We start from the raw sequence: 15,054 nt of genomic DNA, 5'->3' as shown, positions 1-15,054 counted from the left end.
AAGGCTCCTGCCGGCGCCTCGGGCGCCAGCGTTGAATGCGGTCGTAGGCGGCGATTATCGCCGCAACCGCAGGCAGGCGCGCATCACCGCTTCCTGCCGAACCGCTTGGCGAAGGCCGGCCAGCTGGTGGCCAGCACGATACCGACCGACAGCACGATGCCGGCCCAGGCGAAACCGGCCTCCGCCGGCCGCGACCACGCCACCATCACCGCATGCGCGAACCAGAACAGCGCCAGCACCCCGGACCAGAACGCCGCACTGCGCCGGCGCGCCATCACGCCGATCATCAGCAGCACCGGCGGCAGGCAGAACACCAGCAGCACCGCCGTGTAATGGCGGTCGCCGAAGAACCAGACCGCATACAGCACCGCCAGCAGCTGCAGCAGGCCGGCCAGGACCAGGCGCGAACGTTCCATCAGCGCACCCCCAGCCGGCGCGCGATGTCGGCCACGCGCCGGCCCAGCGCCCGCGCCAGCGCGGCCTCCTCGTCGCTGGGTTGCGGATCGTCCTCGCCGCCGGCCACGTGGCTGGCGCCGTAGGGCGTGCCGCCGGTGCGCGTGGTGCTCAGCTGCGGCTCGGTGAAGGGAATGCCGACGATCACGCAGCCATGGTGCAGCAGCGGCACCTGCATCGACAGCAGGGTGGATTCCTGCCCACCGTGCTGGGTGGCGGTGGAGGTGAACACCGCCGCCGGCTTGCCCACCAGCGTGCCGCTGGCCCATTCCGCACCCAGGCCGTCGATGAAGTGCTTCACCGGCGCGGCCATGTTGCCGAAGCGGGTGGGGCTGCCCAGCACCAGGCCCGCACAGTCGGCCAGGTCCTGCTTGTCCACGTACGGGGCGCCGTCCTCGGGTACGGGCGGTGCCGCCTGCTGGGTCACCGCGGCCACCGGCGGCACGCTGCGCAGGCGCGCGGACATCCCCTCGACTTCGCCCACGCCGCGCGCGATCTGCCGCGCCAGCCTGGCCACGGAACCGCCGCGGCTGTAGTAGAGCACCAGGATCTCGGGCATGGGCCGTCTTCGTCGTTCGGGGAGCGCCTAGTATCGGCGATGTCGCCTCCATGACGCATCGGTTACCCTTCCGCCCATGGAGCCCCTGGACTCGTTGAACCGCTGGACCGAACGCGTGCGCGACCGTGCGCGCATGGGCACGTTCTTCCGTTTCCTGGCCAAGCGCTTCCTCGACGACCGCCTGTTCCAGGCCGCAGGCTCGCTGGCCTACACCACGCTGTTCGCGCTGGTGCCGCTGGCGATGGTGGTGTTCGGGGTGTTGTCGGCGTTCTCCACGTTCCAGGAGTGGAGCGACCAGTTGCGCGACTACATCTTCGCCAACTTCCTGCCGGGCGCGGCGGCCAGCCTGAAGACGAAGCTGGACGGCTTCCTGGACAACACCGGCAAGCTGACGGCGGTGGGCGTGATCGCGCTGGTGGTATCGCTGCTGATCACCCTCAACAGCATCGAAGCCACCTTCAACCGCATCTGGCGCGTGCGCAGTGCACGGCCGAAGCTGTCGCGCTTCCTGGTGTACTGGACGGTGCTGACGCTGGGCGCACTGATGGCCGCCGCCTCGCTGGCGCTGTCGGCGCGCTTCTACGCGCTGCCGGTGTTCGCCACCAGCGGCGGCAGGTGGCTGCAGACGCTGTCGCTGAGCCTGGCGCCGGTGCTGATCGAACTGGCCGCCATCGTGGTGATCTACCGCGTGGTGCCGCACCGGACCATCAAGTGGCGCTACGCCGTGGCCGGTGCGCTGCTGGCCACGGTGCTGCTGGAACTGGCCAAGTGGGGCCTGGGCGCCTACCTGGGCAGCTTCAACACCTACCAGAAGATCTATGGCGCAGTGGCGGCCGCGCCCATCCTGCTGCTGTGGATCTTCCTGTGCTGGGTGGCGGTGCTGCTGGGCGCATCGCTGGCGTCGGGCATGGCGGCGTTCCGCTACCAGCCGGTCGCGCTGCGCCTGCCGCTGGGCTACGAAATCTATGGCCTGCTGCGCATGCTGGGGCGCTTTGCGCAGGCGCGCGCCCAGGGCAAGGGACTGCACAGCGACCAGATCCTGGCGATGGAGCCGATGCTGACCGATTCGCTGATCCAGCAGATCCTGGGCCAACTTGCCGAGATCAACCTGCTGCGCCGCGACGAGGAAGGCGAATGGCTGCTGGCGCGCGACCTGGACGACCTGACCCTGTGCGACCTGTACGAGGCCTGCCAGCTGCGCATTCCCGTCGCCGAAGCGCACCTTCCCTTCCACGACGATGCGCTGGGATGCGCGGCGCGGCGCGCGCTGGACGAGCTGCGCGTGCCCTTGCGCGAACTGCTGAAGAAGCGCGTCAGCGATCTGTACGTCGAATCCTCCCAGGAGCCTGCATGAAGTCCATTCCCTCCCTGTCGCTGGCCGTGGTCCTGTCGCTGGCGGCGTGCAATGCCGGCTCGGCACCGTCCGAAGCCTCGCAGCCCGCCATCGAAGCGCATGTGCAGGCGGTCGATCCCGCCTCGACGGCGCATGCCGATCGCACGGCCGAGATCCCCGCGCTGGAAGTGCAGACGCTGGACGGCGCCGCGTACTCGCTGGCCGCGCGGCGCGGCCGATGGGTGGTGGTCAACTTCTGGGCCACCTGGTGCGCGCCGTGCCTGAAGGAGATGCCCGACCTGTCGGCGCTGGACAAGGACAATGCGCATATCGAGGTGATCGGCCTGGCTTACGAGGAAATCGAAGCGGACGAACTGAAAGCGTTCCTGGAGGAGCGTCCGGTCGTCTATCCGATCGCGATCCTCGATGTGTACAACCCCCCCGCGGACTTCGCCACGCCGCGCGGTCTGCCGCTGACCTACCTGATCGCGCCGGACGGCAGGGTGGCCAAGCAGTTCCTCGGTCCGGTGACGGGCAAGCAGATCGAAGCGGCCATCGCCGCGGCGGGCGGGCCGAAGGCCGGGGCCTGATGCCCGCCGCGCGCTTCCTGGTCGCCGGCAAGGTGCAGGGCGTGTTCTTCCGCGCCTCCACGCGCGAGCGCGCGCTGGATTTGGGCTTGCGTGGCCGGGCCACCAATCTTGCCGACGGCGGCGTGGAAGTGATCGCCGAAGGCCAGGCCGCCGCACTGGATGCGCTGGAAGCGTGGCTTCAGCACGGGCCACCCGCTGCGTGCGTCGGCTCGGTCGTGCGCCAGGCGTGGACGGGACCGGTGAACGACGGCTTCGTCACCGGCTGAGGCTTCACTCCCCCGCTTCGTGCAGTCGCAGCGCGCGGGCGGTCTGGGCCTCGTCCAGCGGCGGCGGTCGCGCGATCACCGCCTGCCTGGGTTCCTTCCAGCCGGGGATCTTGCGTGCGCCGGCCTGGATGCCCTTGGCGGCCAGGCCGGCGAGCACCGGCACGATGCCGCCGTTCTTGCCCAACTGTTCAAGGCTGGGCGGTTCGCGCCAGTCGCGCTCGAACGTGCCCGGCTCGACCTCGATGGGGTTGCGGAAGCGGTACAGGTCCACGACTTCCTCCGGCTCGGGCCGGACGGTCAGCGTTTCCAGGGTGGTCGCCGACGGGTCTTCCGTATCCGCCGGGTCCTGCGCCAGCGCAGGCGCTGCCGCCAGCCACACCGCGGCCATGAAGGGCAGGCGCATCGTCAGCCGCCGCGCTGCGGCTTGATCGGCTTGAGCACGCCGTAGCGTTCCTTGTGCAGCTTGCCGCGCAGCGGCGGCAGGCCCAGCGGTTCCACCGGCACGCGGGTGTCGGGCAGGCGGTCCAGCAGGTCGCGGATCAGGGTGAGGCGACCGACGCGCTGGTCGTTGAAGTCCACCAGCGTCCACGGGGCGTGCGCGGTGTGGGTGGCCTCCAGCATGGCTTCGCGCGCGGCCGTGTAGTCGGCGTACTTCTCGCGCGCCTTCAGGTCGATCGGCGACAGCTTCCAGCTTTTCAGCGGTTCGTCCGCACGCTCGGCGAAGCGCTCCTCCTGCAGGGCCTGGTCCACGCACAGCCAGTACTTGAACAGGAGGATGCCGTCGTCGGTGATGCCGCGTTCGAACACCGGCGCCTGCTGCAGGAAGCGCTGGTACTGCTCGTCGGTGCAGTAGCCCATGACCTTCTCGACGCCGGCGCGGTTGTACCAGCTGCGGTCGAACAGCACGATCTCGCCCGCTGCCGGCAGGTGCGCGATGTAGCGCTGGAAATACCATTGCGTGGCTTCGCGTTCGCCCGGCTTGGGCAACGCCACCACGCGGCACTGGCGCGGGTTGAGGTGTTCGGTGATCGCGCCGATGGCGCCGCCCTTGCCGGCGGTGTCGCGGCCTTCCACCACCACCACGATGCGCGCACCGCAGTGCGAGGCCCAGCGGGCCATCGCCGCCAGTTCCAGCTGCAGCGGTTTCAGGCGGGCTTCGTAGTCCTTGCGCTTGAGCGGCTTCATCGCGTCGTCCTGTGCGGCGGAGAGGGGTTCAGCGTTTGCGGCGCGCGGCCTGGCCGGCCATGCCGCGCGCGACTTCCAGCAGCGCGCCCTGCTGGCGGGTGTTGAGGGCGCGGTAGGCGGCCAGCAGGCCGTGCTCGCCCTGCGTGCGCGCCGGGTCCAGCGTGGAGGCCAGTTCCGACAGCAAGGCGCCGGCCGGCACGCCGAACGCTCGGGCCAGGGCGTTGAGCTGCTCGCTGCCGGGCATCTTCTCGCCTGCCAGCCAGGCCTTGACGGTGGATACGCCGGCCCGCGGGATGGCGGCGGCCAGGTCGGCGGCGGTCAGGCCGCTGGCCTTGGTGAGCAGACGCAGGGTGGCATCGAGCGACATGGGGGGGCTCTCCTGGCTCATTCCTTCAGGCGGGGACGCAGCGTGGCCAGATTGCAGGGCCGCGTGCGCGCATCCAGCTGCGCGCGGATGATCCTCTCCCATGCCGTGCGGCAGGCCGAGGTGGAGCCGGGCAGGCAGAACAGGAAGGTCTGGTTGGCCAGCCCGGCGAAGGCGCGCGACTGCAGCGACGAGGTGCCGATCTCTTCGAAGCTGATCTGCCGGAACAGCTCGCCGAAGCCCGGCATTTCCTTGTCCAGCAACGGCAGCAGCGCTTCGGGCGTGGAATCGCGGCCGGTGAAGCCGGTGCCGCCGGTCACCAGGATGCCGTCCACGGCCGGATCGGCGATCCACTGCGAGACCTGCGCACGCAGGCGGTAGCGGTCGTCGGGCAGCAGGGCGCGGGCATGCAGCTGGTGGCCTTCGCTGGCGAGCGCTTCGGCCAGGTAGTCGCCGGAACGGTCTTCGGCCAGGGTGCGGCTGTCCGAAACGGTCAGCACGCAGAGGTGCAACGGGATAAGGTCGTCGGCATGGCTCATGCCGCGCAGCGTAGCGCAATCGTGCGTCAGCGGAGCGGCAGTCGGTAGCGCAGTGTGCCGTCGTACAGCGTCCAGCCCATGTCGCGGTACAGGGCCTGCGCGGCGTGGTTGTCGTGGTCGGTTTCCAGTTCCAGCCGCAACGCGCCGTCGTCGCGGGCGAAGTCGGCGGCGGCCGACAGCAGGGCGCGCGCCACCCCCAGCCGGCGCGCTTCGGGCACCACCAGCAGGTCGTTGAGGATCCACGTGCGCGCGGCACTGACGGACGATAACGCAGGGTAGAGCTGGACGAAGCCGACGGCCTGCTCGTCGCGCCAGGCCAGCAGGACCACCGATTCGTCGCGCTCCATCCTGGCCCGGATGAAATCGCGCGCCAGCGTCGGATCGCCCGGCTGGCCGTAGAACATCCGGTACAGGTCGAACAGGTGCGCCACCACGTCCAGGTGGTTCAGGCCCGCGCGGCGGACAATGAGAGGTGTCATGCGGACTCCGTCAGGCGGGCCAGCTCATCGGCCAGATGCTCGCGGGCGAGGCGGTCGATCAGTGCGTCCAGGTCGCCCTGGATGACATTGGGCAGATCGTACAGGGTAAGCCCTTCCACGCGGTGGTCGGTGATGCGGCCCTGCGGGAAGTTGTAGGTGCGGATGCGCTGGCTGCGATCGCCGCTGCCCACCTGCAGTTTGCGCGATTGGGCCTGCGCGGCCTGCTGCCGGCTGCGCTCGGCGTCCAGCAGCTGCGCCTTCAGCCGCTTCATCGCCTTGTCGCGGTTGGCGTGCTGGCTGCGCTCGGTCTGGCACTCCACCACCACGCCGGTGGGCACGTGGGTGATGCGGATGGCCGATTCGGTCTTGTTGACGTGCTGGCCGCCAGCGCCGGAGGAGCGGAAGGTGTCGACCTTCAGGTCGGCCGGGTTGATGACGATCTCGTCCACCTCGTCCACGTCCGGGATGATCGCCACGGTGGCGGCCGAGGTGTGGATGCGGCCCTGCGATTCGGTTTCCGGCACGCGCTGCACGCGGTGGGTGCCCGACTCGAACTTCAGCTTCGAGTACGCGCCGCGGCCGACGATGCGGGCGACGATTTCCTTGTAGCCGCCGTGCTCGCCGGGGCTGTCGGATTCGACCTCCACCTTCCAGCCCTGGCGTTCGGCATAGCGTGCGTACATCCGGAACAGGTCGCCGGCAAAGATGGCGGCCTCGTCGCCGCCGGTGCCCGCGCGCACTTCCAGGAACAGGTTGCCCTCGTCGCGGCTGTCCTTGGGCAGCAGCAACAGCATCAGTTCTTCGTCCAGCCGCGCCAGGCGCTGTTGCGCGGCGGCGATCTCCTCGTCGGCCAGTTCGGCCAGTTCGGGGTCGTCGCGCATCGCCTGCGCCGCGGTCAGGTCGGCCCGCGCGCGCTTTTCCTCCGCCATCGCGGTGGCCAGCGGTTCCAGTTGGGCGAACTCGCGCGAGAACGCGCGGAAACGGTCGCCGTCGCCGATCACGTCCGGGTCGGCGAGCAGGCGTTCGAGTTCTTCCCGGCGTTCGGCCAGCGCTTCCAGCTTACGGCGCAGCGTTGGCGTCATCGTCTTTCTTCAGGTGGGAATAGGGCGGCTGAGCCGGGAACAGGCGGTCGGCGGCGCGGGCCAGGTCGGCGTCGCCGTTCAGCGCGGCCTCGCGCAGGGCGGCCGTCGGCGGGTGCAGCAGCCGGTTGGTCAGGGTGTGGGCCAGGAAGTCCAGCACCTGCTCCGGTTCGCGCCCGTTGGCCAGTTGCTGGCGCGCCTTGGCCAGCACGTCCTCGCGCGCGGCGTCGCCCAGGGCGCGCAGGCGCTTGAGCGGCTCGGTGCGTGCGCCGGCGCGCAGGCTTTCCATGAACCGGCCCACCTGCACGTCGATGATGGCCTCGGCCGCATCGGCGGCTTCGCGCCGGCTGCGCCGGTTGTCCTCGACCGCACGCTCCAGGTCGTCGACGGTGTACAGGTAGGCGTCGCGCAGGTCCGCCACGGAGGCGTCGATATCGCGCGGCACGGCCAGGTCGAACAGCAGCATCGGCTTGTGCCTGCGCGCGGCGAGCGCAGCCGCGACCTGGGCGTGGCGCACCACCGGCTCGCGCGCGGCGGTGGCGGAAAACACCACGTCGGCTTCGGCCAGGTGACGGTCCAGTTCGGCCAGCGGCAGGGCGTAGCCGCCGTGGCGGCTGGCCAGTTCCTGCGCATGCGCCAGCGTGCGGTTGGCCACCAGCAGGCGGCGCACGCGTCCTTCGCTGAGATGCTTGGCCGCCAGTTCGATGGTTTCGCCGGCGCCGACCAGCAGCACCGTGGATTCGCTGAGGCGGGCGAAGGAGTTCTGCGCCAGGCGCACCGCCGTGGAGGCGACCGAGACCGGGTTCGCGCCGACCCGCGTATCGGTGCGCGCACGCTTGGCCACGGCGAAGGTCTGCTGGAACAGCCGGTCCAGGCGGTTGCCGAGCGCGCCGTGTTCACGGGCCGTCGCCCAGGCGTCCTTCACCTGGCCCAGGATCTGCGGTTCGCCCAGCACCATCGAATCCAGGCCGGTGGCCACCCGGAACAGGTGGCGCACCGCGTCGGCGTCGCGATGCCGGTACAGATAGCCTTCCAGGCCTTCGGCATGGGTGGCCAGCCAGCTGGACAGCACGTCGCCATCCTCGGCCACCGCATAGAGTTCGGTGCGGTTGCAGGTCGACAGCAGCGCGGCCTCGGCCACGTCCGGCAACGCGCGCAGCGAGGACAACGCGTGCGGCACCGTGCCGGCGTCGAACGCCACCCGTTCGCGCAGGTCGACCGGCGCGGTCTGGTGGTTCAATCCGAGGACCCACAACGTCATCGTTCAGGTGCTTGCAGTAAGCTGCTGGCTCATCAGGGCCGCCATTTTACGGCCCACGTGAGTTTCATGCCCGAAATGATTCGTACCCGTCTGGCGATGCTGGCGCTGGTGGCCCTGGCGCCGGCGGCGCTGGCCGCGCCTTCCGTGCGCCCCGTCGAGCCGAAGGACGATGCGCTGACCACCGTCATGGCCGGCGAGTTCGCCCTGCAGGCCGGCCAGTTGCCCGACGCCGCGCGCTGGTACCTGGATGCGGCCCGGCGGGACGACGATGCCGGCCTGGCCGAGCGCGCCACGCGTATCGCCCTGCTGGCGAAGGACGATGCGCGCGCCGCCGAGGCGCTGAAGCTGTGGCGGGCCAGGTCGCCGCGCACGCTGGCCCTGCGTGGCGCCGAGGCCACGCTGGCCCTGCGCCAGGGACAGGGCCGCCAGGCCCGTCGGGAGCTGGCCGGACTGATGCAGGACCCGGACGAGCTGGGCTGGCGGTATGCGCTCACCGCACTGGCCAGCGGGGGCAAGGATCCGGAGCTGGCGCCGCGCCTGTTGCGTGAACTGGTCGACCGGGGCGCCATCCCCGACACCCTGCAGGCGTGGCTGGCCTTCACCGGCCTGGCCCAGCAGATGGACCAGCCCGTGCTGGCCGAGCGCATGGTGGGCGAGGTGGTGCAGCGCTTTTCCGGCGAGCCGCAGGTGGCGCTGCTGCAGGCCAGCCAGCTGCAGCAGGCCGGCCGCAAGGAAGAAGCGAAAACGGTGCTGGACGGCCTGCTGCCGAAGGCGGCAGGCGATGCCGCGCTGCGCCTGAAGCTGGCGGAAGAGTACGACCGGCTGGGCGACCCGGCCGCGGCGTCGCGGGCGATGGGGCAGGGCCCGCAGGACACGCTGACCTACGGCCTGCGGGCGCAGCTGCTGGCCAAGGCCGACGACAAACAGGCGCTGGATGCGCTGTACGAAGAGCTGAAACAAGCGTCCACCGGCAAGGATCCCGCGACAGCCTACAGCCCGGAACGGCGCCTGCTGCTGGGCCAGATGGCCGAGTTCCTGGAACGGCGCGAAGAGGCGCTGGCGTGGTACCGCAGCGTCCCGGCCGGCGAACAGCGCGCCGAAGCGCGCCTGCGGGCGATCAAGACGCTGTTCGACCTGGGGCGCAAGGACGAAGCCTTCGCCGAGGCGCGGCGGCTCCAGGCCGATGCCGGGGTCGGCGACGGGACACGCCGCGACGCCTATCTGATGGAGGCCGAACTGCGCCACGAGGACCAGCAGGACGCGGGCGAACTGGAGGTCTTCGCGCGCGGGCTGGCGGCCTATCCCGACGACCTGGCGCTGCTGTATTCGCGCGGCCTGGCGTGGGAGCGCCGCGACCGCATCGACCATGCCGAAGCCGATTTCCGCCGGATCCTGGTCATCGAGCCGGACAACGTGGCCGCCCTCAATGCATTGGGCTATACGCTGGCCGACCGCACCACACGCTACCAGGAAGCGCTGGAGCTGATCGATCGGGCGCGCGCCGCCGCGCCGGACGACGCCGCGATCATCGACAGCTACGGCTGGGTCCTCTATCGGCTGGGTCGCAACGCCGAGGCGTTGGTGGAGTTGCGGCGGGCCTTCACCCTGCAGAAGGACGCCGAGATCGCCGCGCATGTCGCAGAGGTGCTGTGGGTGATGGGACAGAAGGACGAGGCGCGCCGGTTCTTCGAGGAGGCGCGCAAGATCGATCCCGACAACCGCTCGCTGCAGCGGGCGCTGGAGAAGACGGGCGCATGAAGGTTTCAGGACTGCTGTGGACGGGGCTGGTGGCCCTGTCGCTGGCCGGCTGCGCCACGCGGGGGCCGACCGTGGCATCGCCCGTCCTGCGCGATCCCGAGGCGCTGGCCGCCGCGCAGGCGGCGCAGGCCACCCGCGCGGCATGGCTGGCTGCGCAGGCGGACTGGTCGTTCTCCGGGCGGGTCGCCGTCAGCGCCAACGGCAAGGGGGGCAGCGGCCGCATCGACTGGGAGCAGACCGACGCCCGCTACCGGGTCGCGCTCAGTGCGCCGGTCACCCGCCAGAGCTGGCGGCTGGCCGGCGACCTGCAGACCGGCGCAGGCCGCCTGGAGGGGCTGGAGGGCGGAACCCGCGAGGGCGGCAACGCGGCGGACCTGCTGCGGCAGGCCACCGGCTGGGACATCCCCGTGGCCTCGATGGTGCATTGGGCGCGTGGCCTGGCCGACCCGGCCGCGGGGGTGGAGGGGCTGGAGTACGACACCCAGGGCCGCCTGCGCGCCCTGTCGCAGCATGGCTGGCGGGTCGACTACCTGGACTGGTTTCCGGCCGAGGGCGCACGGCCCGACCTGCCGCGCCGGGTGGAGGCGCGGCGCGAGGGCGCCGCGGTGAAGCTCGCCGTCGACCAGTGGCAGATGGCGCCGCAGTGAGCCTGTTTCCTCCTGAAGCGGGCTGGTCGGCGTGGCCGGCCCCCGCAAAGCTCAACCTCACGTTGCAGATCACCGGCCGGCGGGCCGATGGCTACCACCTGCTGCAGACGGTGTTCCGCCTGCTGGCATGGGGCGACCGCATTCATCTGCGCCCCCGTTCCGACGGGACGATCCGGCGGGTCGGAACCTCCGCTCCCGGCGTGGCCGAGGCGGACGACCTGGTCATCAAGGCGGCCAAACTTCTGCAAAAAGAGGCCAAATTTGACCAAGGTGCAGATATCGGCGTCGAAAAGCGCATTTCGGCCGGCGGCGGCTTCGGTGGCGGATCGTCCGATGCCGCGACGGTGCTGGTGGCGCTGGATCATGTGTGGGGCTGCGGGCTGGGCCCGGACCGGCTGGCGTCGCTGGGCCTGCAGCTCGGCGCGGACGTGCCGGTCTTCGTGCGTGGCCAGAACGCCTGGGCGGAAGGGGTGGGCGAGGTCCTGACCCCGCTGGCCCTGCCCCCGGCGTGGTACCTGCTGGTCGATCCGGGCGTCCACGTGCCCACCGCGGCGCTGTTCGCCTCCCCCGATTTGACGCGTGATGCTGCACCCGCGAAAATATCCGACTTCGTTTCGGGATCACTGCTCGGCAACGCGTTCGAGCCGGTCGTGCGTCGCCGGGAGCCTGCCATCGAGGCGGTCTTCCAGGCCCTTTCGCGCGTCGGTACGCCACGCTTGACCGGTTCCGGCGGCGGCTGCTTCGTGGAGTTCGCCGACCGGGCCGCCGCCGAGGCCGCGTTGGCGCTCCTGCCGGCCGGGCTGCATGCCTGGGTGGTGGAGGGCGCGGCGCGCTCGCCGCTGCTGGATGCGCTGGCGCAGTTCCGCGGAACGGAGAAACACGCCTAGGGGCGTCGCCAAGTGGTTAAGGCACCGGGTTTTGATCCCGGCATTCGTAGGTTCGAATCCTTCCGCCCCTGCCAATCCAGTCCAGCCGCATCCGCCGAGACGACCCATGCAAGACGAACGTAACCTGCTTGTGTTCTCCGGCAACGCCAACAAGCCGTTGGCCAACAGCATCTGCCGCGAACTGGGCGTGCGTCCCGGCAAGGCGCTGGTGTCCCGGTTCTCCGATGGCGAAGTGCAGGTGGAGATCCAGGAGAACGTCCGCCGGCAGGAAGTGTTCGTCGTGCAGCCGACCTGCGCGCCGAGCGCCGAGAACCTGGTGGAACTGCTGGTGCTGATCGACGCGCTCAAGCGCGCATCGGCCAGCAGCGTCACCGCGGTGGTGCCGTACTTCGGCTACGCCCGCCAGGATCGCCGCATGCGCTCCTCGCGCGTGCCGATCACGGCCAAGGTGGCGGCGAAGATGTTCGGCGCGGTTAGCGCCGACCGCGTGCTGACGGTCGACCTGCATGCGGATCAGATCCAGGGCTTCTTCGATATCCCGGTGGACAACGTGTACGCCTCCCCGCTGCTGCTGGCCGACATCTGGCGCGCCTACGGCACGGAGAACCTGCTGGTCGTGTCGCCCGACGTCGGCGGCGTGGTGCGTGCCCGCGCGGTCGCCAAGCGCCTGGACGACGCCGACCTGGCGATCATCGACAAGCGCCGCCCGCGCGCCAACGTGGCCACGGTGATGAACATCATCGGCGACGTGGAAGGCAAGGACTGCGTGCTGGTGGACGACATCGTCGACACCGCCGGCACCCTCTGCGCCGCGGCGGCGGCGCTGAAGCAGCACGGCGCCAACAAGGTGGCGGCGTACTGCACCCATCCCGTGCTCTCGGGCCCGGCGGTGGACAACCTGAACAACTCGGTGCTCGACGAACTCGTCGTGACCGACACCATCCCGCTCTCGCCGCAGGCGCAGGGCTGCAGCAAGATCCGCCAGCTGTCGGTGGCGGAACTGCTGGCGGAAACGATCCGCCGCATCGCCTTCGGCGAATCGGTCAGTTCGCTGTACGTGGATTGAGTCTCCGCCGCGCGCCGGCTCATCGGGGCGTGGCTTTCCGGGTTCATCTGGTCGCGGATGAGCCTTCATCGGATCGCCCGAGGCGATCCAACAACCTGGGTAGTGAAGAAACATGGCAAACACGCATGAAATCAAGGTGCAGCGCCGCGAGGACGAGGGTAAGGGTGCGAGCCGCCGCCTCCGTCACGCCGGCCAGGTGCCCGCCATCGTCTACGGTGGCGAACTCAATCCGGTCAGCATCCAGCTGAACCACAACGAGGTCTGGCTCGCCAGCCAGAACGACTGGTTCTACTCGTCCATCCTGGACCTGAGCCTCAATGGCGACATCCAGAAGGTGCTGCTGCGTGACATGCAGCGCCACCCGTTCAAGCAGCAGATCATGCACCTGGACTTCCAGCGCGTGAACGAGAACGAGACGCTGCGCACCGCGGTGCCGCTGCACTTCCTCAACGAGGACAAGTCGCCGGCCGGCAAGTCTGCCGAGGTCGTGGTCACCCATGAGCTGAACGAAGTCGTCGTCGAGTGCCTGCCGAAGGACCTGCCGGAGTTCATCGAGATCGACCTGGCCGACCTGGCCATCGGCGCGGTGGTCCACCTGTCCGACATCAAGCTGCCGGCCGGTGTGGTGATTCCCGAGCTGAAGCTGGGCAAGGAACACGACGTCGCCGTCGTGATCGCCAAGCACGGCAAGGAAGAGACCGAGGAAGCTCCGGCGGAGTCGGCCGAAGTGCCGGCGGCCAAGGTCGCCAAGAAGGACGACAAGTAATCGCGTGAGCCTTCGCCCGCTCCGGCGGGCGAGGGTGCGCGATGCGTCCCATGGCAGGCCTGCGCCTCATCGTCGGACTGGGTAATCCTGGTGCCGAACATGCCCGAACCCGGCATAACGCCGGGTTCCATTTTGTCGACGCCCTGGCGGAGCGGCAGGGTGAGCGCTTTGGCCTGGACAGCAAGCTGTTCGGCGAGACCGCCAAGGTCGTCGTGGCCGGGCAGCCGGTGTGGTTGCTGAAGCCGGCCACCTACATGAACCTGAGCGGCAAGTCGGTCGCGGCGGCGCTGCGGTTCTGGAAGATCGCCCCGGAAGAGGCGCTGCTGGCGCATGATGAGCTGGATCTGGCGCCCGGCGTGGCCAGGCTGAAGTTCGACGGCGGCCATGGCGGCCAGAACGGGCTGCGCGACACCATCCAGCACCTGGGCCATGGCAAGTTCCACCGCCTGCGCATCGGCATCGGCCATCCCGGCCACAAGGACCGGGTGACCAGCTGGGTGCTGGGCAGGCCGGGCAAGGACGACGAGGCCCTGATCGCGCGGGCCATCGACGACGCCCTGGACGTGCTGCCACTGGCGGTGGCCGGCAATTTCATGGATGCGATGACGCGGTTGCATACGCCGAGGGAATAGGGAATGGGGAATGGGGAATCGGGAGCTTTGCTTCCCCATTCCCCATTCCCGATTCTCCATTCACGGATTCCAGACATGGGCATCAAATGCGGCATCGTCGGCCTGCCGAACGTCGGCAAGTCGACCCTGTTCAACGCGCTGACCAAGGCGGGCATCGCCGCGGCCAACTTCCCGTTCTGCACCATCGAGCCCAACGTGGGCGTGGTGCCGGTGCCGGACCCGCGCCTGAACCAGCTGGCCGAGATCATCAACCCGCAGAAGGTCATTCCGACCGCGGTGGAGTTCGTCGACATCGCCGGCCTGGTGGCGGGCGCGGCCAGCGGCGAGGGCCTGGGCAACAAGTTCCTGGCCCACATCCGCGAGGTCGATGCCATCACCCACGTGGTGCGCTGCTTCGAGAACGACGACGTCATCCACGTCAACAACCGGATCGATCCGATCTCGGACATCGACACCATCGACACCGAGCTGGCGCTGGCCGACCTGGAGAGCGTGGAGAAGGCGCTCAACCGTGCCGAGCGCTCGGCCAAGGCGGGGGAGAAGGACGCCATCGCCCGCAAGCCCGTGCTGCAGAAGCTGCAGGCCGGCCTGAACGACGGCAAGCCGGGTCGCGCGCTGGGGCTGGACGAAGAGGAGAGGGCGTTGGTCCGCGACCTGTTCCTGCTGACCCTCAAGCCGGTCATGTACGTGGCCAACGTGCTGGAGGACGGTTTCGAGAACAACCCGCACCTGGACGCCGTGCGTGCCCGCGCCGCGGCCGAGGGCGCCCAGGTGGTGCCGGTGTCGGCCGCCATCGAGGAAGAGCTGTCCCAGTTGGACGACGCCGACCGTGACGCCTTCCTGGCCGACCTGGGGCTGGACGAGCCGGGCCTGAACCGGGTGATCCGGGCCGCCTACGCCCTGCTGGGCCTGCAGACCTATTTCACCGCCGGCGTGAAGGAAGTCCGCGCCTGGACCGTCCGGGCGGGGTCCACCGCGCCGCAGGCGGCGGCGGTGATCCATACCGATTTCGAAAAGGGCTTCATCCGCGCCGAAACCATCGCCTTCGACGACTTCATCAAGTACCGGGGCGAGGCGGGAGCCCGCGACGCCGGCCGCCTGCGGCTGGAGGGCAAGGAGTATCGGGTCCAGGAGGGCGACGTCCTGCACTTCCGGTTCAACGTCTGAGAAAAAAATGTGTCGGGCGCGTT

General features: G+C 69.8%; 19 protein-coding genes and 1 tRNA gene. 11 read left to right on the top strand and 9 right to left on the bottom strand.

The features are described from left to right. Positions 1-83: 83 nt before the first annotated feature. Together MUU77_RS13925 and wrbA are read right to left on the bottom strand one after the other, a co-directional pair. Complete coding sequence (locus MUU77_RS13925) at positions 84-416, bottom strand: DUF2069 domain-containing protein (protein ID WP_245087998.1); 333 nt, start codon at positions 414-416, stop codon at positions 84-86. Then, a complete protein-coding gene (gene wrbA / locus MUU77_RS13920; protein ID WP_245087995.1) occupies positions 416-1,012 on the bottom strand; it encodes an NAD(P)H:quinone oxidoreductase in 597 nt (198 codons plus the stop codon). The genes MUU77_RS13925 and wrbA overlap by 1 nt, the downstream gene beginning before the upstream one ends. Before the next feature lie 76 nt (positions 1,013-1,088). Here wrbA and MUU77_RS13915 point away from each other — a divergent pair, with 76 nt between their 5' ends. The 3 genes from MUU77_RS13915 to MUU77_RS13905 are packed head-to-tail and all read left to right on the top strand — an operon-like array spanning position 1,089 to position 3,201. Further along, a complete protein-coding gene (locus MUU77_RS13915; RefSeq protein WP_245087992.1) occupies positions 1,089-2,366 on the top strand; it encodes a YihY family inner membrane protein in 1,278 nt (425 codons plus the stop codon). Beyond that, the gene (locus tag MUU77_RS13910; RefSeq protein WP_245087989.1) at positions 2,363-2,935 is read left to right on the top strand and encodes a TlpA disulfide reductase family protein; all 573 of its coding nucleotides are present in this window, start codon (positions 2,363-2,365) and stop codon (positions 2,933-2,935) included. The genes MUU77_RS13915 and MUU77_RS13910 overlap by 4 nt, the downstream gene beginning before the upstream one ends. After that, on the top strand, positions 2,935-3,201 hold the full coding sequence (locus tag MUU77_RS13905; RefSeq protein ID WP_245087986.1) for an acylphosphatase: 267 nt from the start codon (positions 2,935-2,937) through the stop codon (positions 3,199-3,201). Before MUU77_RS13910 ends, MUU77_RS13905 begins: the two co-directional genes overlap by 1 nt. A gap of 4 nt (positions 3,202-3,205) precedes the next feature. Here MUU77_RS13905 and MUU77_RS13900 read toward each other — a convergent pair whose 3' ends face one another. The 7 genes from MUU77_RS13900 to hemA are packed head-to-tail and all read right to left on the bottom strand — an operon-like array spanning position 3,206 to position 8,108. Continuing rightward, the gene (locus tag MUU77_RS13900) at positions 3,206-3,604 is read right to left on the bottom strand and encodes a hypothetical protein (RefSeq protein WP_245087983.1); all 399 of its coding nucleotides are present in this window, start codon (positions 3,602-3,604) and stop codon (positions 3,206-3,208) included. A 2-nt stretch (positions 3,605-3,606) separates the two neighbouring features. After that, on the bottom strand, positions 3,607-4,386 hold the full coding sequence (ppk2, locus tag MUU77_RS13895) for a polyphosphate kinase 2 (RefSeq protein WP_245087981.1): 780 nt from the start codon (positions 4,384-4,386) through the stop codon (positions 3,607-3,609). Between the two features lie 28 nt (positions 4,387-4,414). Then, on the bottom strand, positions 4,415-4,753 hold the full coding sequence (locus tag MUU77_RS13890) for a helix-turn-helix domain-containing protein (RefSeq protein ID WP_245087978.1): 339 nt from the start codon (positions 4,751-4,753) through the stop codon (positions 4,415-4,417). A gap of 17 nt (positions 4,754-4,770) precedes the next feature. After that, positions 4,771-5,289: a molybdenum cofactor biosynthesis protein B gene (gene moaB / locus MUU77_RS13885; RefSeq protein WP_245087975.1), complete on the bottom strand. Its 519-nt coding sequence runs from the start codon at positions 5,287-5,289 to the stop codon at positions 4,771-4,773. A gap of 26 nt (positions 5,290-5,315) precedes the next feature. Continuing rightward, the gene (locus MUU77_RS13880) at positions 5,316-5,768 is read right to left on the bottom strand and encodes a GNAT family N-acetyltransferase (protein ID WP_245087972.1); all 453 of its coding nucleotides are present in this window, start codon (positions 5,766-5,768) and stop codon (positions 5,316-5,318) included. Then, entirely contained in the window at positions 5,765-6,850 is a 1,086-nt protein-coding gene (gene prfA, locus MUU77_RS13875) for a peptide chain release factor 1 (RefSeq protein WP_245087969.1), read from the bottom strand. The genes MUU77_RS13880 and prfA overlap by 4 nt, the downstream gene beginning before the upstream one ends. Continuing rightward, positions 6,828-8,108, bottom strand: coding sequence for a glutamyl-tRNA reductase (gene hemA / locus MUU77_RS13870; protein ID WP_245087965.1), 1,281 nt, complete (start codon positions 8,106-8,108; stop codon positions 6,828-6,830). The genes prfA and hemA overlap by 23 nt, the downstream gene beginning before the upstream one ends. Positions 8,109-8,174: 66 nt before the next feature. On the opposite strand from hemA, the gene MUU77_RS13865 reads away from it, so the two are divergent. From MUU77_RS13865 to ychF, 8 genes are all read left to right on the top strand, one after another. Beyond that, entirely contained in the window at positions 8,175-9,866 is a 1,692-nt protein-coding gene (locus tag MUU77_RS13865) for a hypothetical protein (protein ID WP_245087962.1), read from the top strand. Next, positions 9,863-10,513: a lipoprotein insertase outer membrane protein LolB gene (gene lolB, locus MUU77_RS13860; protein ID WP_245087959.1), complete on the top strand. Its 651-nt coding sequence runs from the start codon at positions 9,863-9,865 to the stop codon at positions 10,511-10,513. Before MUU77_RS13865 ends, lolB begins: the two co-directional genes overlap by 4 nt. 2 nt (positions 10,514-10,515) lie before the next feature. Continuing rightward, positions 10,516-11,400, top strand: a complete 885-nt coding sequence (gene ispE / locus MUU77_RS13855) for a 4-(cytidine 5'-diphospho)-2-C-methyl-D-erythritol kinase (protein WP_245094500.1) — start codon at positions 10,516-10,518, stop codon at positions 11,398-11,400. Next, a tRNA-Gln gene (locus MUU77_RS13850) sits at positions 11,399-11,474 on the top strand. The genes ispE and MUU77_RS13850 overlap by 2 nt, the downstream gene beginning before the upstream one ends. 32 nt (positions 11,475-11,506) lie before the next feature. Continuing rightward, complete coding sequence (locus tag MUU77_RS13845; protein ID WP_055940747.1) at positions 11,507-12,466, top strand: ribose-phosphate diphosphokinase; 960 nt, start codon at positions 11,507-11,509, stop codon at positions 12,464-12,466. Between the two features lie 112 nt (positions 12,467-12,578). Then, complete coding sequence (locus MUU77_RS13840) at positions 12,579-13,232, top strand: 50S ribosomal protein L25/general stress protein Ctc (RefSeq protein ID WP_245087956.1); 654 nt, start codon at positions 12,579-12,581, stop codon at positions 13,230-13,232. Positions 13,233-13,282: 50 nt separating this feature from the next. Next, positions 13,283-13,864: an aminoacyl-tRNA hydrolase gene (gene pth, locus MUU77_RS13835; protein WP_245087953.1), complete on the top strand. Its 582-nt coding sequence runs from the start codon at positions 13,283-13,285 to the stop codon at positions 13,862-13,864. A gap of 75 nt (positions 13,865-13,939) precedes the next feature. Beyond that, on the top strand, positions 13,940-15,031 hold the full coding sequence (gene ychF, locus MUU77_RS13830) for a redox-regulated ATPase YchF (RefSeq protein ID WP_245087950.1): 1,092 nt from the start codon (positions 13,940-13,942) through the stop codon (positions 15,029-15,031). Positions 15,032-15,054 lie beyond the last annotated feature (23 nt).

The sequence above is a fragment of the Pseudoxanthomonas sp. F37 genome (genome assembly GCF_022965755.1).
In the GTDB taxonomy this organism is placed as follows: Bacteria; Pseudomonadota; Gammaproteobacteria; order Xanthomonadales; family Xanthomonadaceae; genus Pseudoxanthomonas_A.
The sequence above is the reverse complement of the archived record's forward strand: the minus strand, read 5'-3'. Positions and strand labels throughout refer to the sequence as shown.